The organism is Streptomyces sp. NPDC048111 (assembly GCF_043202815.1).
GTDB lineage: Bacteria > Actinomycetota > Actinomycetes > Streptomycetales > Streptomycetaceae > Streptomyces.
Genome location: NZ_JBIDBD010000007.1, coordinates 116388 through 142508, shown reverse-complemented (window position 1 = coordinate 142508; position 26121 = coordinate 116388). Strand labels below are relative to the sequence as shown.

Annotated in this window: 25 protein-coding genes and 1 pseudogene; 12 read left to right on the top strand and 14 right to left on the bottom strand. The window is 71.1% G+C overall.

Translation table 11 applies throughout. The annotated features are described in order from the left end of the window. Nucleotides 1-5 precede the first annotated feature (5 nt). From ACGF3I_RS15340 to ACGF3I_RS15320, 5 genes are all read right to left on the bottom strand, one after another. Nucleotides 6-1079 carry a methionyl-tRNA formyltransferase gene (locus ACGF3I_RS15340; protein ID WP_393132036.1) on the bottom strand — a complete coding sequence of 358 codons (1074 nt, stop codon included), beginning with the start codon at nt 1077-1079 and terminating at the stop codon, nt 6-8. Between the two features lie 57 nt (nt 1080-1136). Next, nucleotides 1137-2348 (bottom strand): acyl-CoA dehydrogenase family protein, encoded by a 1212-nt coding sequence (locus ACGF3I_RS15335; protein ID WP_393132034.1) that lies wholly within the window; start codon nt 2346-2348, stop codon nt 1137-1139. Nucleotides 2349-2380: 32 nt separating this feature from the next. Next, a complete protein-coding gene (locus ACGF3I_RS15330) occupies nt 2381-3919 on the bottom strand; it encodes an FAD-binding oxidoreductase (protein ID WP_393132032.1) in 1539 nt (512 codons plus the stop codon). A gap of 147 nt (nt 3920-4066) precedes the next feature. Continuing rightward, entirely contained in the window at nt 4067-4636 is a 570-nt protein-coding gene (locus ACGF3I_RS15325; RefSeq protein WP_393132030.1) for a chorismate mutase, read from the bottom strand. A gap of 32 nt (nt 4637-4668) precedes the next feature. Then, a complete protein-coding gene (locus ACGF3I_RS15320) occupies nt 4669-5202 on the bottom strand; it encodes a flavin reductase family protein (RefSeq protein ID WP_393132028.1) in 534 nt (177 codons plus the stop codon). A gap of 145 nt (nt 5203-5347) precedes the next feature. On the opposite strand from ACGF3I_RS15320, the gene ACGF3I_RS15315 reads away from it, so the two are divergent. Continuing rightward, the gene (locus ACGF3I_RS15315) at nt 5348-6814 is read left to right on the top strand and encodes an amino acid permease (protein WP_393132026.1); all 1467 of its coding nucleotides are present in this window, start codon (nt 5348-5350) and stop codon (nt 6812-6814) included. A 439-nt stretch (nt 6815-7253) separates the two neighbouring features. Then, entirely contained in the window at nt 7254-7793 is a 540-nt protein-coding gene (locus ACGF3I_RS15310; RefSeq protein WP_393132024.1) for a hypothetical protein, read from the top strand. A gap of 283 nt (nt 7794-8076) precedes the next feature. Here the strand turns inward: ACGF3I_RS15310 and ACGF3I_RS15305 are convergent, their stop codons facing one another. From ACGF3I_RS15305 to ACGF3I_RS15295, 3 genes are all read right to left on the bottom strand, one after another. Then, a complete protein-coding gene (locus ACGF3I_RS15305) occupies nt 8077-8244 on the bottom strand; it encodes a hypothetical protein (protein WP_393132022.1) in 168 nt (55 codons plus the stop codon). Nucleotides 8245-8451: 207 nt separating this feature from the next. Further along, nucleotides 8452-9087 carry a LuxR C-terminal-related transcriptional regulator gene (locus tag ACGF3I_RS15300; RefSeq protein ID WP_393132020.1) on the bottom strand — a complete coding sequence of 212 codons (636 nt, stop codon included), beginning with the start codon at nt 9085-9087 and terminating at the stop codon, nt 8452-8454. Next, a complete protein-coding gene (locus ACGF3I_RS15295) occupies nt 9075-10301 on the bottom strand; it encodes a sensor domain-containing protein (protein ID WP_393132291.1) in 1227 nt (408 codons plus the stop codon). The genes ACGF3I_RS15300 and ACGF3I_RS15295 overlap by 13 nt, the downstream gene beginning before the upstream one ends. Before the next feature lie 185 nt (nt 10302-10486). Between ACGF3I_RS15295 and ACGF3I_RS15290 the strand changes: the two genes are divergently transcribed. The 6 genes from ACGF3I_RS15290 to ACGF3I_RS15265 all read left to right on the top strand — a co-directional run bounded on the left by ACGF3I_RS15290 (nt 10487) and on the right by ACGF3I_RS15265 (nt 18298). Then, nucleotides 10487-11212, top strand: coding sequence for an ABC transporter ATP-binding protein (locus ACGF3I_RS15290; protein WP_393132018.1), 726 nt, complete (start codon nt 10487-10489; stop codon nt 11210-11212). Next, nucleotides 11209-13626 (top strand): FtsX-like permease family protein, encoded by a 2418-nt coding sequence (locus tag ACGF3I_RS15285; RefSeq protein WP_393132016.1) that lies wholly within the window; start codon nt 11209-11211, stop codon nt 13624-13626. The genes ACGF3I_RS15290 and ACGF3I_RS15285 overlap by 4 nt, the downstream gene beginning before the upstream one ends. Nucleotides 13627-13827: 201 nt before the next feature. After that, nucleotides 13828-15000 (top strand): serine hydrolase domain-containing protein, encoded by a 1173-nt coding sequence (locus ACGF3I_RS15280; protein ID WP_393132014.1) that lies wholly within the window; start codon nt 13828-13830, stop codon nt 14998-15000. A gap of 426 nt (nt 15001-15426) precedes the next feature. Continuing rightward, a complete protein-coding gene (locus ACGF3I_RS15275; protein WP_393132012.1) occupies nt 15427-16509 on the top strand; it encodes a serine hydrolase domain-containing protein in 1083 nt (360 codons plus the stop codon). A gap of 527 nt (nt 16510-17036) precedes the next feature. After that, entirely contained in the window at nt 17037-17774 is a 738-nt protein-coding gene (locus tag ACGF3I_RS15270; protein WP_393132010.1) for a hypothetical protein, read from the top strand. 101 nt (nt 17775-17875) lie between these two features. Beyond that, entirely contained in the window at nt 17876-18298 is a 423-nt protein-coding gene (locus tag ACGF3I_RS15265) for a DUF6234 family protein (RefSeq protein ID WP_393132008.1), read from the top strand. 70 nt (nt 18299-18368) lie between these two features. Here the strand turns inward: ACGF3I_RS15265 and ACGF3I_RS15260 are convergent, their stop codons facing one another. From ACGF3I_RS15260 to ACGF3I_RS15240, 5 genes are all read right to left on the bottom strand, one after another. Continuing rightward, complete coding sequence (locus tag ACGF3I_RS15260; RefSeq protein ID WP_393132289.1) at nt 18369-19076, bottom strand: glycosyltransferase; 708 nt, start codon at nt 19074-19076, stop codon at nt 18369-18371. A gap of 2 nt (nt 19077-19078) precedes the next feature. Further along, nucleotides 19079-19666, bottom strand: coding sequence for a class I SAM-dependent methyltransferase (locus ACGF3I_RS15255; protein WP_393132287.1), 588 nt, complete (start codon nt 19664-19666; stop codon nt 19079-19081). Nucleotides 19667-19701: 35 nt separating this feature from the next. After that, nucleotides 19702-20472, bottom strand: coding sequence for a PIG-L deacetylase family protein (locus tag ACGF3I_RS15250; RefSeq protein WP_393132006.1), 771 nt, complete (start codon nt 20470-20472; stop codon nt 19702-19704). Continuing rightward, the gene (locus ACGF3I_RS15245; protein ID WP_393132004.1) at nt 20469-21518 is read right to left on the bottom strand and encodes an acyl-CoA dehydrogenase; all 1050 of its coding nucleotides are present in this window, start codon (nt 21516-21518) and stop codon (nt 20469-20471) included. The genes ACGF3I_RS15250 and ACGF3I_RS15245 overlap by 4 nt, the downstream gene beginning before the upstream one ends. Nucleotides 21519-21915: 397 nt before the next feature. Beyond that, a complete protein-coding gene (locus tag ACGF3I_RS15240; RefSeq protein ID WP_393132002.1) occupies nt 21916-22374 on the bottom strand; it encodes a DoxX family protein in 459 nt (152 codons plus the stop codon). Nucleotides 22375-22696: 322 nt separating this feature from the next. Here ACGF3I_RS15240 and ACGF3I_RS15235 point away from each other — a divergent pair. Further along, nucleotides 22697-22896 (top strand): annotated as a pseudogene (locus tag ACGF3I_RS15235) (Tn3 family transposase); the annotation flags it as partial. Between the two features lie 41 nt (nt 22897-22937). On the opposite strand, the gene ACGF3I_RS15230 reads toward ACGF3I_RS15235, so the two are convergent. Then, on the bottom strand, nt 22938-23588 hold the full coding sequence (locus ACGF3I_RS15230; RefSeq protein ID WP_393132000.1) for a TetR/AcrR family transcriptional regulator: 651 nt from the start codon (nt 23586-23588) through the stop codon (nt 22938-22940). Between the two features lie 117 nt (nt 23589-23705). On the opposite strand from ACGF3I_RS15230, the gene ACGF3I_RS15225 reads away from it, so the two are divergent. From ACGF3I_RS15225 to ACGF3I_RS15215, 3 genes are all read left to right on the top strand, one after another. Continuing rightward, nucleotides 23706-24407, top strand: coding sequence for a hypothetical protein (locus ACGF3I_RS15225; protein WP_393131998.1), 702 nt, complete (start codon nt 23706-23708; stop codon nt 24405-24407). Nucleotides 24408-24834: 427 nt separating this feature from the next. After that, on the top strand, nt 24835-25083 hold the full coding sequence (locus ACGF3I_RS15220) for a hypothetical protein (protein WP_393131996.1): 249 nt from the start codon (nt 24835-24837) through the stop codon (nt 25081-25083). Between the two features lie 18 nt (nt 25084-25101). Then, the gene (locus ACGF3I_RS15215) at nt 25102-26043 is read left to right on the top strand and encodes a recombinase family protein (RefSeq protein ID WP_393132285.1); all 942 of its coding nucleotides are present in this window, start codon (nt 25102-25104) and stop codon (nt 26041-26043) included. The last annotated feature ends 78 nt before the right edge of the window (nt 26044-26121 follow it).

The following is a 26121-nucleotide window of genomic DNA, read 5'->3' as shown; positions in this document are numbered from 1 at the left end:
GGACCTCAGGAGACGGGGACGGAAACGGATGGTGTGGCGGGAGCCGGGCCGGACGCGGAAAGCGGGCCGGGTGCGCAGACCGGCCGTACCGGGGCCGGTGGGTGCGGTGAGCCGAGGCGAGTGCCGTCGGGCAGCTGTCCGGTGCTGCCGGCCGCGGTCTCCCGGCCGTCGCACTCGGTGGTCAGCACCTCGAGCCAGCCGTCGGCGCAGCCCACGAGGACCCGGCCCGCCGCGGTGTGCACGACGAGACCCGGAACAGACGGTCGGCCGGGTGCGTCGGCGGGCTCGGGGTCGACGGACAGGATCCGCACCCGGCGGCCGGCCTCATCGGCGGTCCAGGCACCGGGCGAGCGGTAGCCGGCCCGGACGTGCCGTGCCACGACCGCGGTCGCGGAGCGGAAGTCCAGTCGCAGGTCGGCGTCCGAGGGGCGGCCGAAGTACGAGCGCCGCGAGGGGTCCTGCCGGATCGGGCGGTAACCGCGGGAGACGAGCTGCGGGATGAGTTCGAGGAGCATCAGGATGTTGGCCCGCTCCTGGGCGGTGCGCAGTTCGATCGCGGTCTCGCTGCCGGTCAGCGGCACCTGGTGCTGCATGATCAGGTCGCCGCTGTCGAGGACGGGCGTCATCTCGATCGCGGAGACCGCGGACTCGGTCGCGCCCTCACGGATCATCCAATAGAACGGTGAGAGACCTGCGAACGCGGGCAGCGGGGACGGATGGAAGTTGACTGCCGTGACCCGGGGCACGGACAGCAGCCGCTCACGCAGGATCTGCTGGAAGTTGGCGACGAGGAAGTAGTCCGCACCATAACCCTCCAACTCCTCCACAAAGGAGGGCAGGTTGACCGAGGAGGGTCTCAGCACCGGCACGCCGAGCGCGGCGCCCTGGGTGACCAGATCGACCTGCTCGGGGTCGTCGGTGAAGTAGGAGCAGCGTTTGCCCTGCGGTGAGGTGACCACTGCGGACAGTTCGACCTGCGGATGGCCGTGGAGCATGCTCAGGAACGGCGAGCCGAGCTTGGAGTTGACCTCCGAGAACAGCACGACGCGTATCGGGCCCTCGCGATCCGTGGGAGCCATGGGTCGTGACACCTTTCTCTCTGGCGTGGACTGTGCGACGTACGGGAAACGGACCGGCTAGAAGAACGGGCTGGTCGACTTGCCTCCGAGCAGCACGTTGCCGGTGAGCTGGAGGATCGAGTCCTGGGCGACGGCGTGCTGGTTCATGGTCCAGGCGTCGCGCAGCCAGCGGTCCAGCGGCGAGGGCTTGTAGACGGAGGACCCGCCGACGAGGTCGAAGAGGCTCTGCACGATGTCGCGGGCGGTGCGGAAGGCGTGCCGGCGGGCGATGGCGGTGGCCACCCGGGTGTCGTCGGTCAGCTCGGTGCCGCCGGCCAGCGCGTCCCACTGGCGGGTGAGGCTGGCGTACACCCCGGAGCGGGCGGCGAGCAGCTCCCCCTCCAGTTGGGCGATGGTGCTCTGCACGCGGTGGTCCTGCGCCCAGGGGGTGCCGGTCTCGCGGTCGGTACGGTGCGCGGCCAGTTCCCGTACGTGATCGAGTGCGGCGCGGGCCACGCCGAGCGGGATGCCGGACATCTTGCGCAGGATCGCGTCGGGACTGGAGTGCAGGGGGCCGGTGCGGCGCGGGTTGGAGAAGCTGAAGGTGCGCTCCTCGGGGACGAACAGGTCCTCGCAGGAGTAGTCCTGGCTGCCGGACCCGGCCAGGCCGGTGGTGTGCCAGGTGTCGTGGAAGGTGTAGGCGTCGGGCCGCGATATGAGCACCCGCCAGTGGGTGGGCCCGCCGGTGAGCGGGTCGGGCTCGGGGTTGCCGTCCTCGTCCACGACCAGGCAGCCGGCGCCGAGCCAGTCGCAGTGGGCGGAACCGGAGCCGAACTTCCAGCGGCCGGTGAGCCGGTAGCCGCCCTTGGTACGCACGGCGCGGCCCTGTGGGTAGATCCAGCCTGAGTTGGCCAGGTCGAGCGAGGGGTACATCTCGCGGGCGACCTCGTCGTCGAGGTAGCCGGAGTAGATGCCGGAATCCATGCCGATCATCGCGCACCAGGCGGTGGAGGCGTCGCCGGTGGCGAGGGTCTCGACGAGCTCGCACTGCTGCATGGACGTGAGTTGCGGGCCACCCCAGACCGTGGGCATGGCGGCACGGAAGACACCGCCGTCGCGCAGCAGGGCGACGATGTCCGCGGGCAGGGTGCGGTTCGCCTCGATACGGGGGCCGGCCTCGCGCAGCAGCGGAACCAGGGTGCGGGCGTGCGCGAGGATCGCCTCTGCGGTGTCGGGGACGACGTGCGCGCCGCCGGGTTCGGTGATCGGGGTCGTGGTGGTCATGGTCATGGCGGGCTCCTTCGGTGAGCGGTGCGGAGTGGTCAGAGGTAGCGGCCGGGCGCGAGCGTGCGCTGCGGGTCGAGCAGGGCGGCGATGTCGCCGACCAGGGCGGCGTCGGCGGCGTCGGGGGCGTGGGCGCGGCCCCAGCCGCCGTGCCCGGCGTCCAGCCGGTACGGCGCCCAGCCGGAGTCGGCGAACAGCTCGTACGCCCGGTCCAGCGCGCGGTGTGCGGCCTCGGTCTGGGTGGCCCGGTCGAAGGGGAACGAGACGACCAGGTCGATGACGTCGGCGTCGAGTGCGTTGACGGTGGCGCCGGGCCGGATGCCGGTCTCGGCGTGGACGGTGTCGAGCAGGGACAGGGCACGTGAGGTGTCCCTACCGGTGAAGGGGATCAGTGGCAGGAAGAACAGCCAGCCGTTGCCCTCGGCGTCGACGAGGTCCGCGCTCGTGCCGGTGGCGGAGGCGAGCATGTCCTCGTTGAACTCGACCGAGCCCGCGTACGCGGCCCGGACGACCTTGGAGACGGTGTCGTCGGCGGCGGGCTCCTCGCCTGCCGCGATGCGGTCGAACAGGCCGGTACCGCGGGCCTCTTCGACGAGCGCGCCGACCAGCGCGTCGAGGGTGCCGGCGGTGGCGTCCACGCACAGGTGGGCGAGGTAACCGTGGCCGCGCTCGCCGCCGTACGTGGCGGTGGAGGCGGTGTCGTAGATCTTCACGACGCCGGAGAGCAGGTTGCCGGCCCGCCAGCGGCGGATCAGGTCCACGGCCTCGGTCAGTCGCTCGCGGCCGAAGGAGAGCCGGACCACGCACTGCGCCTCGGGACGCGGCAACAGGCGGACTACGGCGGCGGTCACCACGGCGAGCGGGGACTGGGTGAACAGGTGCAGGGTGCTGGGACCCAGGCCGTACGGGTTGGCGGCGCGGCCCGCGGTGGTACCGGGCCACCAGCCGGTGCGCACCAGGCGACCGTCGGGGAGGACGGCCTCCAGGCCGAGCAAGTCCTCGGTGCGCTGGCGGCGCAGTCCCACTCCCCGGTCGACGAGGTTGCCCACGAAGGAGGTGTGGCCGGAGGAGGCGGTGACGTTAAGCATGCGCTCGCTTCCCGCGAGCCGGGCGGACAGGGCGGCCTGGGTGACGCCGGGTTCGACGACGGCGTACCCGGCGTCGGTGTCGAGGGCACGGACGGCGTCGAGGCGGTCGAGTTCGAGGCGGACCACGGGTCCGGCGGCCGGTTCCTTCGAGCCCAGGCCCCAGTTGCGTCCGGTGGAGACGGCGTGCAGGCCGGGCAGCCCGGCGCGGGTGCCGCCGTGTGCGTCGAAGGCGCGGACGACGAACCGTACGTCCTCGGCGCAGCCGGGGCGCAGAACGGCGTGCAACGGGCGGGCGGCGAACGCGGAGACGTTGTTCTCCGCGGGCAGCGGCTCACCGGTGGCGCCTGCGGGCCGGATCACGTGCTCGGGGCCGAGGGCGGCGGTGACGGTGTCGAGGACCGTCGCGAGGGCCGGGGCGGGGGCGGGGATGGTGTGCTGCGCGGGCATCTCGGCGGTGGGGAGGTCGGGTTGGGTGGCGGTTTCGGGCATGGCGAATCCTCGGAGGGTGCGTACGCGTCGGCGGACGAGGGCGTACTACGGGGCGGGAAGTAAGGGGAGTGCGGGCGCCGGCGTGAACCCGGGCGCCGGGCGGGGGTTCGGACTCGGGCTCGAACTCGGACTCGGGTCGGATCCGGCTCAGACGGTGTCGGGATGGATGGGTGGGCCGTCGCAGATGTCGGGCCGCGTCGGGGCCGCTCCTGCGAGGTAGGCCGGGGCGGGCCGGCCGGGCCGGACCCAGCGCAGATGTGCCAGCACCCGCAGCGTGCGTCCGGGCGCCCCCGCGAAGGCGGCGTCCTGAGCGCAGAGCGCGGGCAGGTCCCAGCCCGCCTCGTGCAGGGCGAGCGCGGGATTGGTGGCGGTGAGGTCCGGGGTCTGGGTGAACATCAGACTGACCAGGTCGTCGCGTTCGAGGCGGTTGGCGGCCAGGAGCGCCACGAGAAGCTCGCGAGTGGCACGGGCGATGGCCGGCGCGGTGTCGTCGGCCACGGCGATGGCACCGCGGACTGCGGCCAGAGTGACGGCTTGGGGAGCGTCGGCGAAGACCGGGGCTGACGCGACGGTGGCGTCCAGCGCGCCCTCGGCTCCACGGGCCTGCGCGGACCCGCCCGCCCCGGTCGTGGAGGCCCCGGTGCACGCGGCCGAAGGAGCCGTACCTGCCCCCGTGCCGGCCCCCGAGTCAGCCGGCGACGTCGTACCGGAACCCACCGCCGGGACGGCATGCGGACCCGCTTCCGGGCTCAACTCCGGTCCGCGGGGGCGCAGATGAAGCGTCCCTGGTGGAACACCAGGGCGTCCTGCGGTTCCTCGGTGCACGTGGTGTGCAGGACGCGGGCCAGGAAGAGGCTGTGGTCCCCGCCGGAGTAGGTTTCCTCGACCTCGCAGGCGAGGGAGGCCAGGGCGCCGGGCAGTACGTCGTGCCCTTCGGCCGAGCGGGCGAGGTAGGCCCCGAGGGAGTGCCCGACGGGCTTCTCGTGGGAGGCGAACAGCCGTGCCACATCGGCCTGTTGGGCCGCGAGCAAATGAACTCCCAGCCTGCCGCTTGCGGCGATGACGGGGTGGGCGCGGGCACTCTTCATGACGGAGACGAGGACGCGCGGCGGGTCGAGCGAGACCGAGGTGAACGCGTTGACGGTCATGGCCACGGCGGTCTCCGCGCTGCCGCTGCTGAGAACGGTCACGCCGGTGGGATAGCGGCGCATGACGTCCCGCAGCTCCGCGGGTGCGCGGCCTTCGGTCGTGCCGCGGGCATGGGTGATGGACGGTGCAGGCATTGATTCCCCCTCGCACGGTGGTGCGAATCTCGTTACTGCCTAAACGCTGGCGCGTCTTGTAAACGCTGATAGATTTTCTAACACAGATTGGGCCACCTTGGTCAACCGAACACCTGCCGACCAACCGCTTGCACAAGGGAAATCCGTGACGCCACCGCCCGCCCACACCCCCCAAGCAGCGCTCCGCTCCCGGCACTTGGCGATGCTCGCCCTCGGCGGCGTGATCGGCGCGGGACTTTTCGTCGGCACCGGTGCAGGGCTCGCCGCGGCCGGCCCCGCGGTGCTCGTCTCGTACCTGCTCGCCGCCGCGCTCGCCCTCGCGATCATGCGGATGCTGGGCGAACTGGCGGCCGCCATGCCGGAGTCGGGGTCCTTCTCGGTCTACGCGCACCGGGCGCTGGGTCCATGGGCCGGGTTCACGACCGGCTGGCTGTACACCATGGTCACCGCGGTCGCCATCGCCGTGGAGGCCCTGGCCGGCGCGGCGATCCTGCACGCCTGGTGGCCGGCCGTACCCTCGTGGGCCTTTACGCTCACCGTGATGACGGTCGTTGCCCTCGTGAACATGACAGACGTACGCACGTTCGGCGAGGCCGAGTTCTGGTTCGCCCTGCTGAAGGTCCTGGCCGTCCTCACCTTCATCGCGCTGGGCGCCGCAGCCCTCCTCGGACTGCTGCCCGGTGCCCACTCACCGGGCCTGGCCCACCTCACGGGCGACGGCGGATTCGCCCCGCACGGCCTGTCCGGGATCGTGACGGCGCTCCTGGGAGTGGTCTTCGCCTTCGGCGGCATGGAGGTCATCGGCATGGCCGCGGCCGAGTCGCACGACCCGGGGCGCAGCATCCGCAGCGCGGTCCGTACCGCGATCTGGCGGATCGCCCTGTTCTACCTGGGGTCGGTACTCGTCCTCGTGCTGATCCTGCCCTGGGGGTCGGCGCGCCCGGACGAGAGCCCGTACGTCGCCGCACTCGTGCGCCTCGGCATCCCCCACGCGGACGTGATCACCCAGGCGGTGATCCTCGTGGCCCTGCTCTCAGCCCTCAACGCCAACCTGTACGGCACGTCACGCATGCTGTACTCCCTGGCCGAACGCGGCGAGGCTCCCCGGGCGTTGACCCTCCGGACCCGGCGCCGAGTGCCGGCCCGCGCGGTCGCCGCCGCCTCGGCCGTCGGCTTCGCCACGGTCGTCCCGGAGGCCGTGCTCCCGGGCGCGGCACTGCCCCTGCTGGCCAAGGCGATGGGCGCGGCCATGCTGTTCATGTGGCTGGCGCTGGCCTGCTCCCACCTGGTGCTCCGCCGGTCCCTGGAACGCACCGGTCGACTGGTGCTCCGTACCCGCGGCTTCCCCACCACCACACGGACGGTGATCGGCGCCATCGTCACCCTGCTGGTGCTGATGGCCCTGTCTCCTGCCACCCGCCCCCAACTCCTCACCTCTGCCGCTCTGTCGGCGGCCCTGGCCGTGACCGGCGCCCGCCGCGCCCGAAGCCGTGACCACCTTCCCCGACGAGCACGGGGTCGGTTTCACGGCACGGAAGGACTGGCACCGGCTGGACGCAGCCGAGACGAAACTCGGGGCACCAGAACCCCGAACGCATCACGCCGGCCCTGACATGCAGCGCCACCAGCGCATCGGCTTCACCCTGTTCAGGTGTGCGCAGTGGACGTGGCGAACAGCGGCTGCCGCGTTCGGCGAGGAGGTCCCAGACCCCGACGCTGCGCTGACGGGCTTCTTCGGGCCACACCTGCACCCGCCCTGCATGCCGGCGCCTCCTTACCGGGGTGCCGGCCTGCGCAGCACTGTGCCTCCGGGCCTTGCGTTGGCCCGTCGTCCTTGAGGTGGAGCGCCTGGATTGATGCTCGGCCGTCCGGCGGAGGCTGTTCGGCCCGCGGGGCGATCCTGACCGGCCTCTTCCGCTGCGATGCTCGAAGTGCACGGGCCGCCCCGGGCCTTGGACTGAGGAGCCACAACTCGCCGCAAGCCCAACCGTTGCTCCCTCAAGCCACCACAATCGGGCCCCCTCTCTGCACTGTCACCAAGGAGCCACTTCATGCACACCCTTACGCAGCCCCCGGCCCTGCCCGAACTCGCGACTGCTTCGCCCGTACCCCGTTGGGCCCACCGCGCGGCTGCCGCCGTCCTGTGGGCCTCGTTACCGTCCGCCGTCTGGCGTCTCGCCGTCGTACTGGGTGTTCCGCTCGGCCTGGCGACATCGGAGTACGCTTCGATGCTCATACCGGGCTGGGGATACCTCATCCTGCCGCTGCTGTGCGCGGCGCAGGAAGGGCTGGCCTATCTCACGCTGGGACTGGTACGGGCGTGGGGCGAGGTATGGCCCCGCTGGATCCCAGTCGTGCACGGCCGCCGCATCCCCGTGACCGCAGCCGTCGTCCCCGCCGCGCTCGGCTCTGTCGCCTGCACCCTCTATGGGGTGCTCTTCGTCTGGACCACCCTGCACGCCGACCTCGACATCACGCCCTGGGGAGCGCGGCTGATGACCCTCTGCTACATACCCCTGCTGGCCTGGGGGCCCCTGCTCGCCGTCGTCACGGTGCACTACTACCGACGCCGTACCCACGCCGCCGCGTGACCGGGCAGCACCAGGTGGCCGATCGCCGGAACGGCAGGCACGGACCGATACGCTGAGACACCCTCGGCCGGCGGACGTTGCCGGCCTTCACCGAACTGTGCAACACCGCGCACAACAAGCCCAGTTCAGGGGCGCACAGCGTAGGCGCAGGGTCCGCCGCATGGCGCCCGGCAGAGCGAAGAGGGCGGCACGCGCATGCTCCTGTGGGTCCACCCCAGGAGCCAGGAGGGGGTGTCCGGCGCGTTGCCGGACACCCCGCCCCCGTGGCTCTCGCCGCTCCGGGTCACCTCTTGTCGTTGGCCAGCCAGAGTCCCAGCGCCGAGCCTACGAAGACGACGCCGGTACCAACTCCGGCCAGGATCCTCGTGGTGCCGGTGTAGTGGGCGAAGGTACTGACGTAGACCGCCGCCACCGTGGAGACGAGGAGCAGCAGCCAGAGCACGGGCTTCATCAGGGGGTCCTCCTGTTGTGTGCCCCCGGTGGCCCGATGGGCGGCGGGGGCGGGAACTCTTACGCCGTCCACCTTCTCCCCGCGCCCCTGGCCCGCACATCGGACCGTTCTCCCGGACCTGAGGTGTAGCCCGCTACACCCTTACGGCGGCGTATTGGCGACGTACGCATCGCCGTCCAGGGTCCGCGACCGCCGCCCGGTCGCAGGTCAGGCGTTCAGGTAGGCGAGCACCGCGAGGACCCGACGGTGGCCGCTGTCGCCCGCCGACAGGTTCAGCTTGGCGAGGATGCTGCCGATGTGCTTGCTCACGGACCGTTCGGTGATGAATAGGGTCGTAGCGATGGTGCAGTTGTCCAGACCCTGCGCCATGAGCCCGAGCACTTCGCGTTCCCGGGGGGACAGTGCGTCGAGCGGGTCGCGGCGGCTCATCAGTTGCGAGACGACCTCGGGGTCCAGAGCCGTCCCGCCCGCGGCGACGCGCTCCAGTGCGTCCTGGAACTCTTCGATATGACCCACCCGGTCCTTGAGCAGGTAGCCGATCCCCGAGGCGCCCTGTGCGAGCAGTTCGGCGGCGTAACTCTCCTCGACGTACTGGGAGAGCACCAGGATCGGCAGGCCGGGAATGAGCCTACGGGCCTCAAGAGCGGCACGCAGTCCCTCGTCGCGGAATCCGGGCGGTAGCCGGACGTCCAGGACAGCCGCGTCGGGCCGGTGTTCCAGCAGGGCGGGAACAATCTCGGGCCCGCTTCCCACGACGGCCACGATCTCGTGCCCGACGTCCTCCAGGAGCAGAATCAGGCCCTCGCGGAGAAGGACGTTGTCCTCCGCGATCACAATCCGCACGGCAGTACCACCTCGATCGTCGTTCCGGAACCGACCGGACTGTCGATCCTCGTTGTACCGTCCAGGGCGGCCACCCGTCGACTCACCCCGGCAAGTCCGCTGCCGGACGTGGAGCTGGGTGCGGCCCCGCCGCATCCGTCGTCCCGCACCATGACGTGCAGTGTGGGGCCGTCGTAGCGGAGCGACACCTCGGCACGGCTCGCGTTGCTGTGCCGGGCGACGTTGGTCAGCGCCTCGGCGACAACGAAGTAGGCGGCCGCCTCGACCGCGGCGGGGGGACGGCGGTCGGTCGCGGGCAGATCCAGAGTGGTGGGGATCGGTCGGCCCGCGGCGAGCGAGCGGATGGCTCCGTTCAGTCCCCGGTCGGACAGGATGGGCGGGTGGATGCCGCGGATGACGGTACGCAGTTGGACGAGTGCTTCGTCCACGGTGGTCCTGGCTTCCAGCATCATCCTTCTGGAACTTTGCGGGTCCTTGTCGAACCTCCGGTCGGCCAGTGCCAGGCGCATGGCCACTGCCACGAGATGCGCCTGGGTGCCGTCGTGCAGGTCGCGTTCGATCCGCCGGAGTTCCGCCTCGTGGGCCTGGAGGGCCTCCGCGCGCGAGGTGGTCAGCTCTTCGATCCGCCGGCCCGCGCCGGTCCAGGTGCCGAGCATGATCTCGGCGATCCACGTCTCCAGCTTCACCGCGGCAGGAGCCAGCCAGAAGAACAGGGCCGCGAAGAGCCAGGCACACACCGCGGACAGCACGATCGCCTGCATCCAGGTGGTGAGGGGGGCCGCGAGGAGGGTGAGGGTTCCGCCGGGAAGGGTCCACCACCACAGCGGGATGGAGATGGTCAGCAGCAGACTGAGGATCACTCCGAGGACGAGGACGGGAAGGACGAGCCCGACGACGCCGTGAACCAGCATCCATGCCGTGTCCTTGCGGGTGCCCGGGGAGCGCAGGAGTTGGAGCGTTCGCTGGTACGCGTTGCCCTCGGGTACCGGGTAGGGCCGGCGCACGGGGCGCCGGAGGACGCGTTCGGCGCGTCGGCGTTCGGCGTCGGTCAGGGCGCGCAGCGGCCGCACCGCCCACGGCAGGACCGGCGCGAAGATCAACGCGGAACAGGTCAACGGCAACAGAAGGTAGCCGGCCAGGCAGGGCAGAGCGGTCCCGAGACCGCCCAGCAGATACTGCGTGGATCGTAGGCTGCGGAGCGCTCTTGCCTTCATGACCATGGAGCAAGACGGTACGTCACAGGTGTTCCCCTGTCATAAGGGTCCGCTACACCTGGGTGGTGGAGCCTGCTACACCCCCGGATCGGGGGCGGGACCGCTGCCGGCCGCTCGGCCCTCGCGATTACGTTCGGTACCCGTTCTGACCGATCGAGGGAATCGAAGGACCCATCATGCAACCGATGACGACGACCCGGGCCACACCGTGCGCCGTGTCACTGGAGGAGGTCACCCGGTCCTACGGCGCGGTGACCGCGCTGGACCGGGTCAGCTGGGAGTTCCGCAAGGGCAGTCTCACCGCGATCATGGGCCCGTCCGGATCGGGCAAGAGCACCTTCCTGCACTGCGCCTCCGGCCTCGACCGGCCCAGCAGCGGAACGGTACGGCTCGGCGACCTGGACATGGGCGGCCTCCGCGAGACGGAGCTGACCCGGCTGCGCCGTGAACGGATCGGGTTCGTCTTCCAGGGCTACAACCTCATGCCCTCGATGGATGTCGAGCGCAACATCACCCTCCCGCTGTCCCTCGGCGGCCGCCAGGCCGACCGGCGCTGGCTGGACGAGGTCGTCCACCGTGTGGGGATGTCCGGCCAGCTGGACCGGTTTCCCTCACGTCTGTCCGGCGGCCAGCAGCAGCGCGTGGCGGTCGCCCGGGCACTGGTCACCCGCCCGGAGATCGTCTTCGCCGACGAGCCGACGGCCGCACTCGATCCGAGGTCGGCCGAACACGTCCTGAAGCTCCTGCGTGACGCGGTCGATGACATGGGCCAGACGGTCGTGCTGGTCACCCACGACCCGGCGGCCGCGGCCTGGGCCGACAGCGTCGTCTTCCTGAGCGAGGGCAGGATCGTCGACGAGCTCACGACTCCCCGCGCCGAAACCGTCCTGGCCCGGTGGGGCACGCTGTGAGGCGGGGGATCGCCGCCGGAGTGGCGGCGGCACTGCTGTGCGCGGCGGCGCTGACGGGTGCGTTCGGAGTCCTGCTGGAGTCCGCACTGCGGGCGCACGGAACGGCCGACCGGTATGCGCACGCCGTGGCCGTCATCGCCGCGAACCAGCGCATCGAGACCGTCCGCGACGACCGGACCGATGCCAGGCCACTGGTCGAACGGGCCCGGGTACCGGTGTCGTTGGCGGACCGGATACGCGCCGTACCGGGAGTCACCGGGGTCGTCGCCGACGTCTCCATGCCGGTGGTCAGCGCCGACGGGACCGTGCGGACCGGCCGCGGCTGGGACGCGGCCGTGCTCACCGCCGTCGAACTGAGCGCCGGCCGGGCGCCGCGGGCGGACCACGAAGTCGTGGTGGACTCGCGCAGCGGCAAGGCCGTCGGCGACACCGTCCGCCTCCAGGCCGGCGGCAGGGCGCCGGAGCCCTACCGCGTCAGCGGTCTGACGGCCGACCGGTCCGCCGCGGACCACGACATCTGGTTCAGCCGGCACACGGCACTGGCACTCAGCGGCACCCCCGAGCGCGCGGACGCGCTGGTCGTACTCGGCACGGAGAAGACGTCGGTCCAGTCGCTGCGGGCAGCTGCCCCCGGCCTCGTCGTCGCGACCGGCGCGGGCCGCGGCGACGTCGAGAACCCCCGAGTGGCAGCGGCACGACTGGATCTGATCGGCGTGTGTGCGTCGATCGGCGGCGTCGCCCTCCTGGTGGTGCTGCTGATCGTGACGGGTCTGCTGGACGTGTCCGTACGGGACCGGACCCGCGAACTCGCCGTCCTGCGCGCCATCGGCGCCACCCCACGCCAGGTGCGCCGGGTAATCGTCCGCGAGACGCTCAAGGTGGCGGTACCGGCATCGCTCCTGGGCGGACTGCTCTCACTGGGGCTCGGCACGGTGCTGCACCGCTTCATGGCCGAGCGGGGCGTGCTGCCCCCGGGTCTTGGGCTCGTCCTCGGACCACTGCCCGTCGCCGGTGCCCTGGCCCTCACGGTCCTCACCGCCGTCGGTTCCGCGTGGCTCGCGGCACGACGCGTCTCCGCGATCCGGCCGGCCAGGGCGGTGAGCGAGACCTCCACCGAACCGACCCGGCTGCCGCGCTGGCGCATGGTCACCGGCCTGATACTCCTGGCCGTCGGCCTCAGCTCGGCCGCCACGGCGTTCGCGTTCGGAGGGCAGGTGGCGAGCGCGGCCATGGGCGGACTCGTACTCTCCCTGATCTGGGCCGCAGCACTGCTGGGCCCCTGGACGGCCCGAGCGGGCGTCCTGGTCCTCGGCCCGATCGTGCGTCTGCTGTTCCCCGTCCCCGGGCGGCTCGCCACCGACTCGGCGACAGCCGCAGCCGTGCGCCTCGCGTCGGTCATCACACCGATCGCCCTCGCGCTCTCCTTCGGCGCCAGCCAGCTGTTCGTACAGACCACCGCGGTCAACGCCACCCGGACTCAGGCAGCCGCGGGGCTGCGCGCGGAGAACGTCCTGGTCTCGAACGGGCCGGGCGTGCCCCGGGCCATGTACCCGGAAGTGGAGAAGACGGCCGGGCCCGGCACCGTCACCGCAGTCAAACGCACCGTCGTGGTGATGACGGTCGCGGACCAGCTCCAGTCCCTGCCCGCCCAAGGGGTGGAGGGCGCCCTGTCGAACCTGGACCCCGACGTGCGGGCGGGCTCGCTGCAGGACCTGCGCGGCAAGGACACCGTCGCGCTCAGCTCGAACGTCGCCGACACGAACGATGTCGGTTCGACGACATCCCTCTGGCTCGGCGACGGCACCCGGATCCACCCCAAGGTGGTAGCCGTCTACGACCGGAGCCAGGGCTTCGGGGACGTCCTGCTGCCTCACGATGTGGTCGCCGCCCACGTCACCGACGCGGGTCACGACGACTACCTCCTGGTGAAGGGCGAGGCCGACCTGCGGCCAGTGCTCGACCGTTTCCCCGCAACCCATGCCGCCTCCGCCGGTCAGTACAGTGCGGCTCTCACCGAGAAGGCCCGCCAAGAGGGCCTGCCCGGGCTGTTCGCAGTCGCCGCGATCTCCCTGTTCACCCTGATCGGCGTCATGACCACGCTGGCCGTCGCCACCGCGTCCCGCCGTCGTGAACTGGCTCTGCTGCGGCTCATCGGCGCGACCCGCGGTCAGGTTCTGGCCATGCTGCGGCTGGAGGCCTTCCTCGCACTCGGTACGGGCGCCGCCGTCGGCACCCTGGTCGCGGCGGTGACGCTGCTGACCTTCGGCGGCGCGGTCACCGGCCTGTCCGCGCTGTCGGTGTCCCCCACGGTGTGCGCGGCCGTACTCGGCACGGTGTTCCTGTCAGGCACGGCAGCCGTCATGCTGCCCGCCCGCCGGATGCTGCGCCGCCGAAGGTCTCCTCGCATCACCTAGCCGAACCAGCTCCCGCCTCCCCCCGTGCCCCCGCCCCCGAGCAGGGCACGAATGGCGCCCTTGCGCCATGCGCCGCGCCCCGCGCAGGCCCGGGCAGCCCGGTCGGCAGACCCGGGCAGCCCCACCGGCAGCGCCGGCCCACCACGACCACCCACCTCCTCAAAACCACTGAAGTTCCGTCCTACCAACAGGAGTTGTTCCATGCACGCACGTGTATCCCCGCGGTCTCGTCCCGCTGTCACGCACGGTGGACACCGCCGGGCCTTGCTGGCCGTGACCGTACTCACCGGGCTGGTCATGACCAGCGGCGCCCTGTCCCCGTCCGCGGCCTCCGCCGCCGCCCGGCCGGACACGGTTCAAAGCAGCCTGAACGCCCTGGTGGCCAACGACGGCATCCCCGCCGCACTCGCCAGCGTGGTGGACCGGAAAGGCCGAACGCACCACTACACCGCAGGCGTCGGAGACCTCAGCACCGGAGCGAAGGTACCCAAGGACGGACAGGTACGAGCAGGCAGCAACACCAAAGCGTTCACCGCCGTCGTCGCACTGCAACTCGTCGCCGAAAAGAAGATCGCCCTGGACACCCCCGTCGAGACCTACCTGCCCGGCCTGCTCCGCGGCGAGGGCATCGACGGCCACACCATCACGGTCCGTCAACTCCTCCAGCACACCACCGGCCTCCCCGAATACCTGGACAAGGGCGCGGTGCTTGAGGACCCGCAGCGCTACTACGAGCCGCGCGAGCTCCTCGACGGCGCCCTCGCACAGAAGGCCCACTTCACCCCGGGCGCGAAGTGGGAGTACAGCAACACCAACTACCTGGTCGCGGGCCTGCTCATCCAGAAGATCACCGGCCGCCCGCTGGGCGAGGAGATCAACCGGCGCATCGTGGACCGCATCGGACTGCGCCACACCACCTTTCCCGCGCCCGGAGACATGACCATCCGCGAGCCCCACCCCAAGGGCTACCACCGGGACACAGCCGACTCGCCCTGGCGCGATGTCACCGAACTCGACCCGTCCTGGGGCTGGGCCGCGGGTGCCGTGATCTCCACCAACAGTGACCTCAACCGCTTCTACACGGCGCTTCTCGACGGAAAGCTCCTGCCCTCGGCCCAGCTCGCCCAGATGCGCACCACCGTCCCCGCGGAGGGGGCCGGACCGGGAGCCCGCTATGGACTGGGTCTGTTCCAGAGGCCGTTGCCGTGCGGCGGCGTCTACTGGGGCCACGGCGGCACCATTCCGGGATTCACCACGATGGGAGGTGTCACGGAGGCCGGCCGTGCGATCAACATCGCACTCACCGCCCTCCCGGCGGACAGCGCCACCGACCGGCACCTGCAGACCGCCGTCGAGACCCCCTTGTGCCGCTGAACACCCCCGTTGCCCCAACCGGTAGGCCGCCGTCCCCGCGCCGTGCCCCCAGACGCCCGGTGAGGGCGCAGCGGACCGGTGGACGGACCTCTGCCGCCAAAGGCGCTTGACGGTATCGGTCGCCGCTTCCCGCCCACGGGAACGGCGACCGGTACCCGGCGGCCTGTGCTCCTGAGCGTTGCCGGGCCACCGGAACGAGGCACGGTCCGGCAGGGCTCCGCCTCCTGCAACAAGCCCTTGCCCGGCCCCGGAACGCATCCGCCACCGCCATCCGGGCGCGCCCCGGCGCGCCCGTCTTCGCTGACCAATTGTCACGACAGGAGTTGTTCCATGCATGCACGTGTATCGCCGAGGTTCCGTCCCGCTGTCACGCACGGTGGACATCGCCGGGCCTTGCTGGCCGTGACCGTACTCACCGGGATAGTCATGACCAGCGGTGCCCTGTCCCCGTCCGCGGCCTCCGCCGCCGCCCGGCCGGACACGGTTCAAAGCAGCCTCAACGCCCTGGTAGCCAACGACGGCATCCCCGCCGCACTCGCCAGCGTGGTGGACCGCAAAGGCCGGACGCACCACTACACCGCAGGCGTCGGAGACCTCAGCACCGGAGCAAAGGTACCCAAGGACGGACAGGTACGAGCAGGCAGCAACACCAAAGCCTTCACAGCCGTCGTCGCACTGCAGCTCGTCGCCGAAAAGAAGATCGCCCTGGACACCCCCGTCGAGACCTACCTGCCCGGCCTGCTCCGCGGCGAGGGCATCGACGGCCACAACATCACGGTCCGTCAACTCCTCCAGCACACCACCGGCCTCCCCGAGTACATGGAGGCTCCCGTCTTCGCGGACTTCCCCGCCGTTCGATACCGGTACTTCGAGCCGCGCGAGCTCCTCGACGGCGCCCTCGCGCAGAAGGCCCACTTCACCCCGGGCGCGAAGTGGGAGTACAGCAACACCAACTACCTGGTCGCGGGCCTGCTCATCCAGAAGGTCACCGGCCGCCCCATGGCCGAGGAGATCAAGCGGCGCGTCATCGACCGCATCGGACTGCGCCACACCTACATCCCCTCCCCCGGAGACACGACCATCCATGGGCCCCACCCCGAGGGCTATGAACGAGAAGTGGCCGACGGGCCCCTGATCGACTACACCACCATGGACATGTCCATGGCGTGGGCTGCGGGCGCCCTGATTACTACCAACAGCGACCTCAACCGCTTCTACACGGCGCTTCTCGACGGGAAGCTCCTGCCTTCTGCCCAGCTCGCCCAGATGCGCACCACCGTCCCCGCGGAGACACGCGGTCCAGGCGTCCGCTACGGGCTGGGCCTGACCAGCACGCCCCTGTCGTGCGGCGGCGTCTACTGGGGTCACGGCGGAACTGCCCTCGGATACCGGACGCGAGGAGGCGTCACGGAGGACGGGCGTGCCGCCGCCGTCGCGGTGACGACCGCCCCGACGGGTGCGGCCTCCCAAAGAGTGGAGGATGCCGTCGACACGGCGCTGTGCCGCTGATGCAGCCAGACCAAGGTGATGCGCGGGCTGCTGGATCTGCTGGCCGTGCCCTCGACAATTGACCGCGGGCCGTCCCCTCACGTCCAGGCGCAAGCGTGGCAGCGGGGGGCGAAGGACGCCATCACGGCCTTTGCAACGGGCTGGTCAAGACGCAGGGTGGGCCCGTCTCGCTGTCCACAGGCGTGCCGGCCGGCCTGTAGCGGCCCACGACACTGCCCCCCGATCCCGGCCTTGATGCGGCAGTTCTTGACCACGGCCGTTACACCGCAGCCAGTTCGTCTCCCGGAACGACCTGGCTGCGGCCACCGACACCGCCGTCCGGCCTACTACGGATACGGGACCGGTGCCCACCGCTGGACCTACGACAACACCAGCCCCCACAAAGCCGCGTGAATCGCCGAAACACCGACGCGACCCTGCACCATGAGCCACCGAATCGATGTGGTCCCACCGACCGCTTGGGAGGGGTGGACCTCGCAGGGCGGGGAATCCGCTGGTGACCACCGTGCGTGCAGAGGAGACGGTTCATGGACTCAGGCAGGAAAACGCCCGACCACCGCGTGAAGGCGCGCGAACGCCTCCCGCGCCACGAACGACGCGGCGAGCCGCGGCTGCCCGCCGTCCTCGCCACGCTGGCCGCGATCCTGCTCTACCTCGCCCTACCGGAAAAGCTCCTGTTCGTCCCGCGCTTCATCCTGCCCGCGCTGGAAGTACTGCTGCTGATCCCCCTGATCGCGGTCAACCCGCGCCGGATGACCCGGCAGAACCGCTTCTCCCGGATCGTGTCGCTGACCCTCGTGGCCCTGATCGGCATCAGCAACCTGGTCTCGCTCGGCCTGCTGGTGCACGCCCTGGTCACCGACAACGCCAAGGAGGGCGGCCCCCTGCTGCTCGCCGCGCTCCAGGTCTGGGCCACCGGCATCATCGTCTTCGGCCTGGCCTTCTGGGAGCTCGACCGCGGCGGCCCGGTGGTGCGCACCCAGGCGGAACGCTCCGAACTGCCGCTGGCGGACTTCCGGTTCTCCCAGGACGAGAACGACGATGCCATCGAGGAAGTCGCCGACGGCTCGTCCCGCGCGAGCGACTGGGTCCCCACCCTCATGGACTACCTGTACGTCTCGGTGACCAACTCCACCGCCTTCAGCCCCACCGACACCATGCCGCTCTCCACCCGGGCCAAGGCCCTGATGGCCGTCGAGAGCATCGCCGCGCTCATCACCTCCCTCCTCGTCATCGCCCACGCGGTCGGCGTCCTCGACAAGTAGTACGGCGCCCACGAACCGAAGGATCCGACAATGCCGGACCCGGACAGGGATGAGTAGGCGTACTCAGGCGCGCCCTTCGCAGGTCTGGCATGGTCCGGCCCATGAGACAGGTATGCGTCCCAACGGCGGCTCGGCTGCCGCGGCCCTGGTCCCGCAGGACGTCCCTCGGCACGGACCTGGCCGCCGGTCTTCTGCTGTGCATGATCGAGGTCGCGGTCTGCGCGGGGAAACTCTTCGCCGACGGCATGGAGGTCTGGGCCGCCCAGGGCGATCAGGCCCGTATCGACGAGGCGCGTCTGGGTGATACCACCTGGCTCGAGTACTTCCTTGCCGCCACCGTGCTGCTCGTCGTGATCGCCGCGCTCTCCCGCGCCCCCTGGACCGTGGCCCTGCAACTCCTCGCCGCCATCGTGGTGGCCGTACTCCTCGGTTCGGCGCACCACAGCCACGATCAGACCGACCACCGGCCCCCGCCCGCGCCCAACTACACCCCCTGCTACAGCGGCAGCGGCCGCTGCCACTGACCCGCCCGGCACGACACCGGAGTCGTCGGGCGCCACTCGGTGCGAGCGGCCGCGGCCGAAGCAACCGGGGTCAGCACGTCGGCGCCTCCTCCGGCGCGGCCAGTCGAGTCAGGTGGTCGGCGAACCCGCCACCCGCCCGTCCCTTGAGCCGGGCCGAGGTGAGCACCGGGCAGGCGTCGGTGGCGAGGACGCGGTGGCCCGCCTTGCGCAGGGCCGTGACCAGAGCGTGGTCCTCCCCGACGCCGAGGGGCGGGAAGCCGCCCACGGCGACGTACGCGTCGGCCGTCACGCCGAGGTTGGCGCCGTGCACATGCGGATGGTCCCAGGCGCCTTGGGACGGTCTGCTGCTCTCGTAGCCCACTTGATGCAGGGGCGTGAGCGGTGAGGCGGGCGGCAGCGAGACGGTGCCGACGACGGCTTCCCAGCCCTGCGCCGCCCGGGCCAGCTGATGGGCCAGCCAGTTCGGGGGGACCTCGCTGTCGGCGTCGGTGGTGGCGATCCACGCCGGAACGGCGGGCGCCCCCAGTTCGTGCAACGCGTGGGCCACACCGGCGGCGCGAGCGCGACCCGGGTTGCGGCAGGACACGGTGACCACGGCGGCGCCGGCTTCCCGGGCACGGCGGGCGGTGCGGTCGCCGCACGAGTCGGCGACGACCACGGTCAGCAGCCGGACCGGGGGCAGACCCGGGTGGGCGCCGGCGGTGCGCACCGCCCGAAGCGCGGCCGGCAGCAGGGCTTCCTCGTCGCATGCGGGGATGACGACGGCGACGGCCTGCATCCTCACACCAGCCCCTCCTGCTCGGCGGGCGTGGCAGGCCTGCCCCCGTCCGGCCCCAGGCGCTGGTGGACCTGCAGGACGAAGTCGTCCTCGCGGTGGTCGGCCAGCAGACGGACCCCGGGCAGTTTCGCCAGGACCTCGGCGATGTCGCTGCCGGTGGAGAGGTGTTCGTCGACGGGGTGATTCCAATGGACGGTGACCAGGGTGCCACCGGGTTCCAGGGCCGCGACCGTGTGGTCGAGCACGCTCTGGACGGTCGCCGAGTCCAGGTAATAGAGCATTTCCGAGAGCACGATCAGGTCGAACGTCCCCTCGGGCCACTGCGCGGGAACGGTCATCTGCCGCACCGTCACCTGGGGAAGGTCGCTGGTGCGCTGCTGCGCGGTGCGGACGGCGCCGGCGACCCGGTCGCAGGCCAGCACCGTGTCGCAGCGGACCGCGAGGCGGCGCGTGAGTTCTCCGACGGAACAGGCGGGCTCGAAGGCCCTGCGGTAGCGCTCCTGGGGCAGCGCCGCGACGGTCAGGTCGTACTTGCGCCGTTCGTACCAGCGCTCGGCCAGGTGCCAGGGGTCCGCGGCGTTGCGGTACATGTCGTCGAAGTACGACGCGGGGGTCGAGCCGGTGGTCACGTGAAGAACACCTCGATGTCGCGCAGATGGTGGGCGAGCTCGTCGGGCGGCAGGATCGCCGCGTCGGACGCATCCGGGCCCAGGGGATGAATCTGTGAGACGAAACGCTGAACCGCCCGGTGTTTGAGCTCCGAGATCCCCTGCGGCAGGCCGACCGAGACCGCGCTGTCCCACGGCACGCGGGTGTCGTCCGGCCGGGCCCAGTGCCACATCCAGACCGGATAGGTCCAGCAGTCGACGGACGCGGCCCGCGCCGCGGCCCGCGCGGCCCGTCCGGCCGCCTCGTGGTCGCTGTGCACGTCCCCGGTCCAGGGCGCCAGACACAGCCGGCTTCCGTCGAGGAACGGGCGGAGCGCTGCCGCGACCTCGTCCTCATGACCGGCGACCTGGGTGTCGGCGACCCCGAGCCGGACCACCTCCGCGCTCGATGCGCCGAGTGCCGTCAGAGCCGCGCGCAGTTCTTCCGCCCGGATGGCGGCCAGTTCGGCGGGCGTGACACGGGTGCTGTGGGGGTGTGATCCCTCGCCGTCGGTGACCGACACGACGGTGAGCCGAGCGCCGGAGGCGGCCAACAGCGCGATGGTGCCTCCCGCGCCGAGGACCTCGTCGTCGGGGTGGGCGGCGACGATCACGATCCGCCCACCGTCCGGCAGGATCGCCGCGGGGAGCTTGCCCAGACGGCTCCAGGCCCGCCATACGGGCTCAGGCGTTCCATCGGCCTGGATCGGATCGGCGGGCGCGGGCGGCCCGGGGTTGGTACCAGTCACTGCCCCTCCCCGGATTCCGCTACGAGGCGGCCGAGCTCCGCGAGGTTGCGTTCGCCGTGGTGCTGTCGTATGTAGACCGCGAGGTCGGTCGCGTGGCGGGTGTGGGCCGGGTCGTGGCACAGCGGTTCGGCGCCGGTGGCGCGCCCGACGTGCGTCAGGACATCGGCACACACCGCTTCGACGAAGCCCCGCACCCGCAGGCTCCGCGTGCGGCCCGCGCCGTCCACATCGGCCGGGTCCTTGTCGATCTCCGCCGCCGCCTGGGCCAGTACCGCGTACGCCGCGTGCAGGCGCATGTCGACCGCGCCCAGGTGGGCATCGGTCAAGGGGTCGGGGCCACGCCGCGCCGCCGCGGCGGCAAGCGTGCGCGCCACGGCCCGGGCCCCGCCGTACCAGCAGGCCGCCACACCGATGCCACCGTGCTGGAACCCGGGCCGCTCCACGTAGGACTCCACGCCGCCGACCGGCGTGGCGGGCACATCGGTGAACAGCATGTCGGCGCTGTCGCTCGCCGCCATGCCCAGCGCCTGCCAGCTCCCCTCCACCGGCCGGCACCACGCGGCACCCGACCCGAGGCCAGTGGCAACGGCGAACAGACGGCGACCGTCGTCGGCCCGCGCGGTAACCAGGGCGTTGGTGCAGCTGTGCGCCCCCGAGCAGTACCGCTTGCGTCCGTTGATCACCCAGCCGGCGTCACCGAGCGACGCGGTGAGCCCCTCTCCCGGCGGCTCCGCGGCCCACACCCCCCACCGCTCGCCGGGCTTGGCAGCCGGCCCGTCCAGTTCAGCCAGGATCGCGACCGCGTCGACATGCCCTTCCACCAGACGCACCAGCGAGAGGTCCCTCTCGGCCGTGTGCGCCAAGGCCAGGAACCTGTCCAGGGTCCGCCCCGACCCGGGCAGCGGAATGTCCAGCTCGCCCGCCGCGATGTCCTGCACGCAGCCGGCGAAGGCCGCAGCGACGGCTTCGCGGAGTTCCTCACCCCACGGCGCCCGTCCCGCTCCGATCTCCGGCGAGGTCGGCCTCTCACGTGCGGTGCCTTGCATGGCGGTACTCCTTGCCCAGGGACGATGCGGGGGCCACGGCCTTCCGTATGGCCCTCCTGGCGGTACCCCTGGTGCGGCAGAGGATGCGCGCGCCGCCGTAGGAGCGTGGCGAAGAGTGCCGACGGGTTCCCATCCTCGCCACCAGACGGTTCCGCCGCATCACGGGGCACGGCCCGGGTGGGCTCGCCGTGCGGCCAGTCGGCACGGGGCGCAGCGGGCGAAGTGCGGCTGCCTGGAGCCCGACCGGCCGGGCCTGCCCATCGCACCGCGAAACCCGAGACGGATCCGCTGACGTACCCCTCCTCGTCGACGGACACGTAGTCGCCTTCGCGCAGGCCCGGGGCCGTAAGCCGTGCTTTCCGGCCCCGTTCCTGCCCGATCCCCTTCCTGCCGGACCCTAGGAGGTGGGTACCGGCGCTCCACGATCGTCCAACTCACCGGCCGCGTCGCGCTTCAGGAGAGCCCCCACCGCGTAGGCCCCTGGTCCAAGACAGGCAATCAGCAGAAACGCCCAACAGAACTGGACGGCGGGCTCTCCCCCGTTGTCGATCGGGAGCAGGGCGTTCGCCTGATGGACGCTGAAGTAGGCGTAGACCATGGAGCCGGAGCAGATGACAGCGGCGGTTCGGGTGAACAGCCCCAGAGCGACCAGGATGCCGCCCACCAACTCGATGAGAGCCGCCCACCATCCCGGCCACTGCAGGAGGGGCACCGTACCGCGACCGTGGGTTCCGCCGAAGATGCCGAACAAGGACGCCGCACCATGGCAGGCGAACAGGAATCCCGTCACCAGGCGGAACACGGCCTGCACTACGGGAGCCGCAACGGATAACCGCAGCGGGCGTGAGAAGTTCATGGGGGTTGCTCCTTGATTCAGGGAAGCTCGACGACGAGCCAAGGCTTCCGTCATGAACACGACAGGTCATGATGAGCGCGACGCCCTCATCCGCACCAGCCGTTCAATCCTCTGAATCCCCTCTGAATCCGGCTCACCTGGAGTGGGCGCATCCCGATGTCCAGCGGTGCAACGGTCCTGCGACGGACGGCAGGACACACCCAACGGCGACGCATCGGCCACCCGCCGAGCGGAGCAGGACAACATGGCAGGTGCCCCGGCGGGCGGACGAACCGCCGAGGCACATCTGGGGGGGGAGGTTGACCGGCGGACGGACGAGCCGAAGTACATGGACGCTGCCGTCGCCCAGCTCCGCGCCGAGGGCCACGAGCTGCGAGACGAGGACATCGCGCGGCTCTCCCCCTCAAGCACAGGAACCTGAACGTGCTGGGGCGCTACAACTTCACCTCCTCCACCCCGGCCGCCGGCGTCCTGCGGCCCCTGCACGATGCAGACACGACCGAACTCGACGACGAGGCGTAGGCGACCGCTGCGGCATGAGAGCCGTGCGCCGCGCACTGGGCTCAGGCCCCGGCGTCGCGGCGCCGGTCGGAGGTGAGGAGGTAGGCGATCGCCATGTCGCCGAGCTCGTCGGCGTAGCGGCGTCTGTCCGTTTCGCTGGTGGCGGCGTCGGGGCGTACGGAGTTGTGGAAGCAGGCGCCGAGGAGGGCGCGTGCCGCGGTGTCCAGGGCCTGCTGGGGCTGGGAGCGGCGGATCTGGTCCGTGAAAGGAGCGGCTGCTTCGAGCAGGAGGCGGTGGAGTTCGGTGATGGTGCGGGCTCCGCGGTCCAGTGATCTGGTCCCGCGCGTGCGCAGCAGCTCGGGGAAGAGGCGGCTGCTGTCGGCGAAGGACTGCAGCAGGGCGTGCGCGTAGGCGTGCACGACACCGGAGAGCGAGGGCTCGGCTTCGCGCAGTTGCTCAGCCACGTACTCCTCGCGGCGTTCCAGCATCCGCTCGGTCAGGGCGGTGATCAGCTGTTCTTTGTCCTCGAAACGGCGGTAGATCGTCCCGACGGCGACGCCGGCGCGCTTGGCGACACCGGCGATCGTCATCTCCTCCAGGCCGGAGGTGGAGGCGATCTCCTCGGCGGCCCGCAGGACGCGGGCCAGGGTCGCGGCGCTGCGCGCCTGCTGGGGTTCCCGGTGGACCGCTGGGCGCTCCGGCTCCTCGTTCATGTCCCGCAGGGTATCCGCGCGGCCTTCAGCAGGATCTTTTGACAACTGGTGCACTCCTCGACGTACCCTCGCGATGCGAACGTGAATTCACGTTCACATTCTATCGGAGGTTTCGCCATGCCCGAGAACCAGATGACTGCGCCTGTTACCGTGACGCTTCAGGCCGGACCGGCCGGCGCCGGGAGCATCGACGACTTCGAGCTGTTCTACGCCCGCCGCGCCGTGGACCGCTTCCGGACGCTGCTGGGCCGCCAGGGGCTCCTCGACCTGCTGGCTGAGGAGATCGAGGAGGGCAATGCCTTCCTGCGCGAGAGCGCCCGCACCTCCGGCGGCGCCTTCAAGGGGGGCACTACCGTGCTTGACGCGAAGGGGCTGACCTCGGGGGAGTTCTTGGCCTGGATGGACAAGGCCTTCGCCGGCGACGAGAAGCCGCTTCTGGCGGCGCACCCCGAGCACTACGTGATGGGCACCGATGAGATCGGCGCGCGCGTGGTGGAGAACATCGGCCCCCATGTCGCCTCCTTCTACATGGGCGGCTGGGGCACCGACGCGCTGGACTGGGCCAAGGACGCGGCCGAGTTCCTCCCGGAGTCGCAGTTCCCGCGCAAGATGTCCTCGAACCTCTTCCTGACCGACGGCACCGTCGTCGGGCGGGCACTGATCCAGTTCGGCGACACCGCCGATGGCGACGGCTTCACCGCGAACCTGACGGTCTACTTCCCCGTCACCTGCCCGGACGAGGTCCTGGAGCACCACCTGCGGCACTACGCCGTCGAGTTCCGGAACTGGATCGTCGCCGCCGCGGCCGCCCGCGCCTGAAACCCCCGGCCGGACGCCGGAGCCGCCCCGGCGTCCGGCGCCCAAATGCCGAGGGACCTCCCACCCGCACCCGCCCGTATCCACCTCACGGAAACGCACGGCCGGCCCCCTGACACGGCGGACAACGAGCGGAGCCCTCTTCGCGCCTTCTGAAGAGAGACAACGAAAGACCCACGATGTCGAACCGCACCCTGTCCGCCACGGGACGCAAGCTGCTGTGCGTTTTTGCATTCCCCTCCCACCACAGCCGCCCGCATCACGTCCCCCTCGGCGTCACCGGTCCCGAAGAGGCCACGAAGAGCCTGAGGCAGAGCATCGACAGCGACGCCTGGGACTTCGCAGTTCCCCGACGACCGCCGCTCTTCGCGATGCGGTCCAGGACCGGGAAATAGCCGGCGGCCTCGCCATCGCCCCTCACCGCGTCGACGTGTACACGGCCACCGCGGGCGGCCCCTCCGCCACCGGCGCCCTCACCGCAGCGGGCGACGGCGTCGCCGCACGGCAATCCGTTCGGGCCGCCGTCCACGACCTGGTGCCCTTCACCACGGACGACCCCCGCGGCGCCGGAATGACCGCCGCACTCCTGCCCATGATCTTCGGCGGCATCTTCCCGGATGGATCTCACGCCCGACCGGGCCGCATTAGCGGCAGAACATCACGACTGCCCGATCTGTGACGCGCCCGCTGGCTCCGCCTGCCGCACCCGCGGTGGGAAGACCGCCGCGAAGTACCACACCCCCCGCTTCGTCCTCGTCCCCGCGCTCCGCGCTCCGCGCTCCGCGAGGAACCCGAAGCCCTCGTCCCCGCCGACCGCCAGCCCGGCCGCGCATGGAAGCAGGGCCCGGCGCTCGCCGTCGCGCCCGCGCCCCGCACCGAACGCCCGGTCCGCATCGGGTGCGCCAGAACCTCAACCGCCCGGCAGGAACTGGCGAGCCAGCTCGAAGCCCTCCACCGGGCCCAGTGCCACAAAGTCTTCAAGGAACAGATCAGCACCCGGGTGAGGATCCGGCCCGAACTGGAGAAGGCGCTCGCGCTGGCCCACCACTTCAAGGAGGCCGCCCCCGAGACGCCCGTCATCCTCACCGTCCACGAGCTCAAGCGCCTCGCCAGGAACGCGGCCGAGCTGATGACGCTGTCCGCACAGCTCCAGGCCGGCGGCATCCAGCTCGAACTCCTCACCGGCCCGCTCACCGGCACCTACGACCCCAACGGCATGGGCGCCATGTTCTTCGCCGTCCTCGCCGTCGCCAGGCAGATCGAGCGCAACTACATCCGCGAGAAGACCCTCGAAGGCCAGGTCATCGCCGCGTCCAAGGGCAACCACGGCGGACGGCCGAAGGTCATCGACGACGACATGCGCACCTTCGCCGTCGCGCTCAAGGACAAGGGCGTCCCCGTCCCCGAGATCGCCATGAAGCTGACCATCAAGACCGGGAAGAACGCGGGCAAGTCCCCGTCGGTCGCCTCGCTGTACCGGGCGCTCGCAGAAGCCGAGGCCACCGCGGTGGATGACGGCCTGCCGATGCGGCCCAAGCCCGTACGCATCCGCCGGCCCAGGGACCCGCTGACTCCCGAGGAAATCGACCTCCGCGAACGGCTCCAGGCCCAGCCCCACCCGAACGCCGAGCTGCGATAGTCCCGCCCACGACCTGCCCTGATCCCGTGATCACCGGCTTAGCGTTACGGCTGCACCACTGTGACCCAAGGCCGTCAT

Excerpts from the sequence above, each read along its gene's own strand:
- ACGF3I_RS15340 (WP_393132036.1), bottom strand. The coding sequence starts at position 1,079 with ATGGCTCCCACGGATCGCGAGGGCCCGATACGCGTCGTGCTGTTCTCG.
- ACGF3I_RS15335 (WP_393132034.1), bottom strand. The coding sequence starts at position 2,348 with ATGACCATGACCACCACGACCCCGATCACCGAACCCGGCGGCGCGCAC.
- ACGF3I_RS15330 (WP_393132032.1), bottom strand. The coding sequence starts at position 3,919 with ATGCCCGAAACCGCCACCCAACCCGACCTCCCCACCGCCGAGATGCCC.
- ACGF3I_RS15320 (WP_393132028.1), bottom strand. The coding sequence starts at position 5,202 with ATGCCTGCACCGTCCATCACCCATGCCCGCGGCACGACCGAAGGCCGC.
- ACGF3I_RS15310 (WP_393132024.1), top strand. The coding sequence starts at position 7,254 with ATGCACACCCTTACGCAGCCCCCGGCCCTGCCCGAACTCGCGACTGCT.
- ACGF3I_RS15305 (WP_393132022.1), bottom strand. The coding sequence starts at position 8,244 with ATGAAGCCCGTGCTCTGGCTGCTGCTCCTCGTCTCCACGGTGGCGGCG.
- ACGF3I_RS15295 (WP_393132291.1), bottom strand. The coding sequence starts at position 10,301 with ATGAAGGCAAGAGCGCTCCGCAGCCTACGATCCACGCAGTATCTGCTG.
- ACGF3I_RS15290 (WP_393132018.1), top strand. The coding sequence starts at position 10,487 with ATGACGACGACCCGGGCCACACCGTGCGCCGTGTCACTGGAGGAGGTC.
- ACGF3I_RS15280 (WP_393132014.1), top strand. The coding sequence starts at position 13,828 with ATGCACGCACGTGTATCCCCGCGGTCTCGTCCCGCTGTCACGCACGGT.
- ACGF3I_RS15275 (WP_393132012.1), top strand. The coding sequence starts at position 15,427 with ATGACCAGCGGTGCCCTGTCCCCGTCCGCGGCCTCCGCCGCCGCCCGG.
- ACGF3I_RS15270 (WP_393132010.1), top strand. The coding sequence starts at position 17,037 with ATGGACTCAGGCAGGAAAACGCCCGACCACCGCGTGAAGGCGCGCGAA.
- ACGF3I_RS15265 (WP_393132008.1), top strand. The coding sequence starts at position 17,876 with ATGAGACAGGTATGCGTCCCAACGGCGGCTCGGCTGCCGCGGCCCTGG.
- ACGF3I_RS15260 (WP_393132289.1), bottom strand. The coding sequence starts at position 19,076 with ATGCAGGCCGTCGCCGTCGTCATCCCCGCATGCGACGAGGAAGCCCTG.
- ACGF3I_RS15255 (WP_393132287.1), bottom strand. The coding sequence starts at position 19,666 with ATGTACCGCAACGCCGCGGACCCCTGGCACCTGGCCGAGCGCTGGTAC.
- ACGF3I_RS15245 (WP_393132004.1), bottom strand. The coding sequence starts at position 21,518 with ATGCAAGGCACCGCACGTGAGAGGCCGACCTCGCCGGAGATCGGAGCG.
- ACGF3I_RS15240 (WP_393132002.1), bottom strand. The coding sequence starts at position 22,374 with ATGAACTTCTCACGCCCGCTGCGGTTATCCGTTGCGGCTCCCGTAGTG.
- ACGF3I_RS15230 (WP_393132000.1), bottom strand. The coding sequence starts at position 23,588 with ATGAACGAGGAGCCGGAGCGCCCAGCGGTCCACCGGGAACCCCAGCAG.
- ACGF3I_RS15225 (WP_393131998.1), top strand. The coding sequence starts at position 23,706 with ATGCCCGAGAACCAGATGACTGCGCCTGTTACCGTGACGCTTCAGGCC.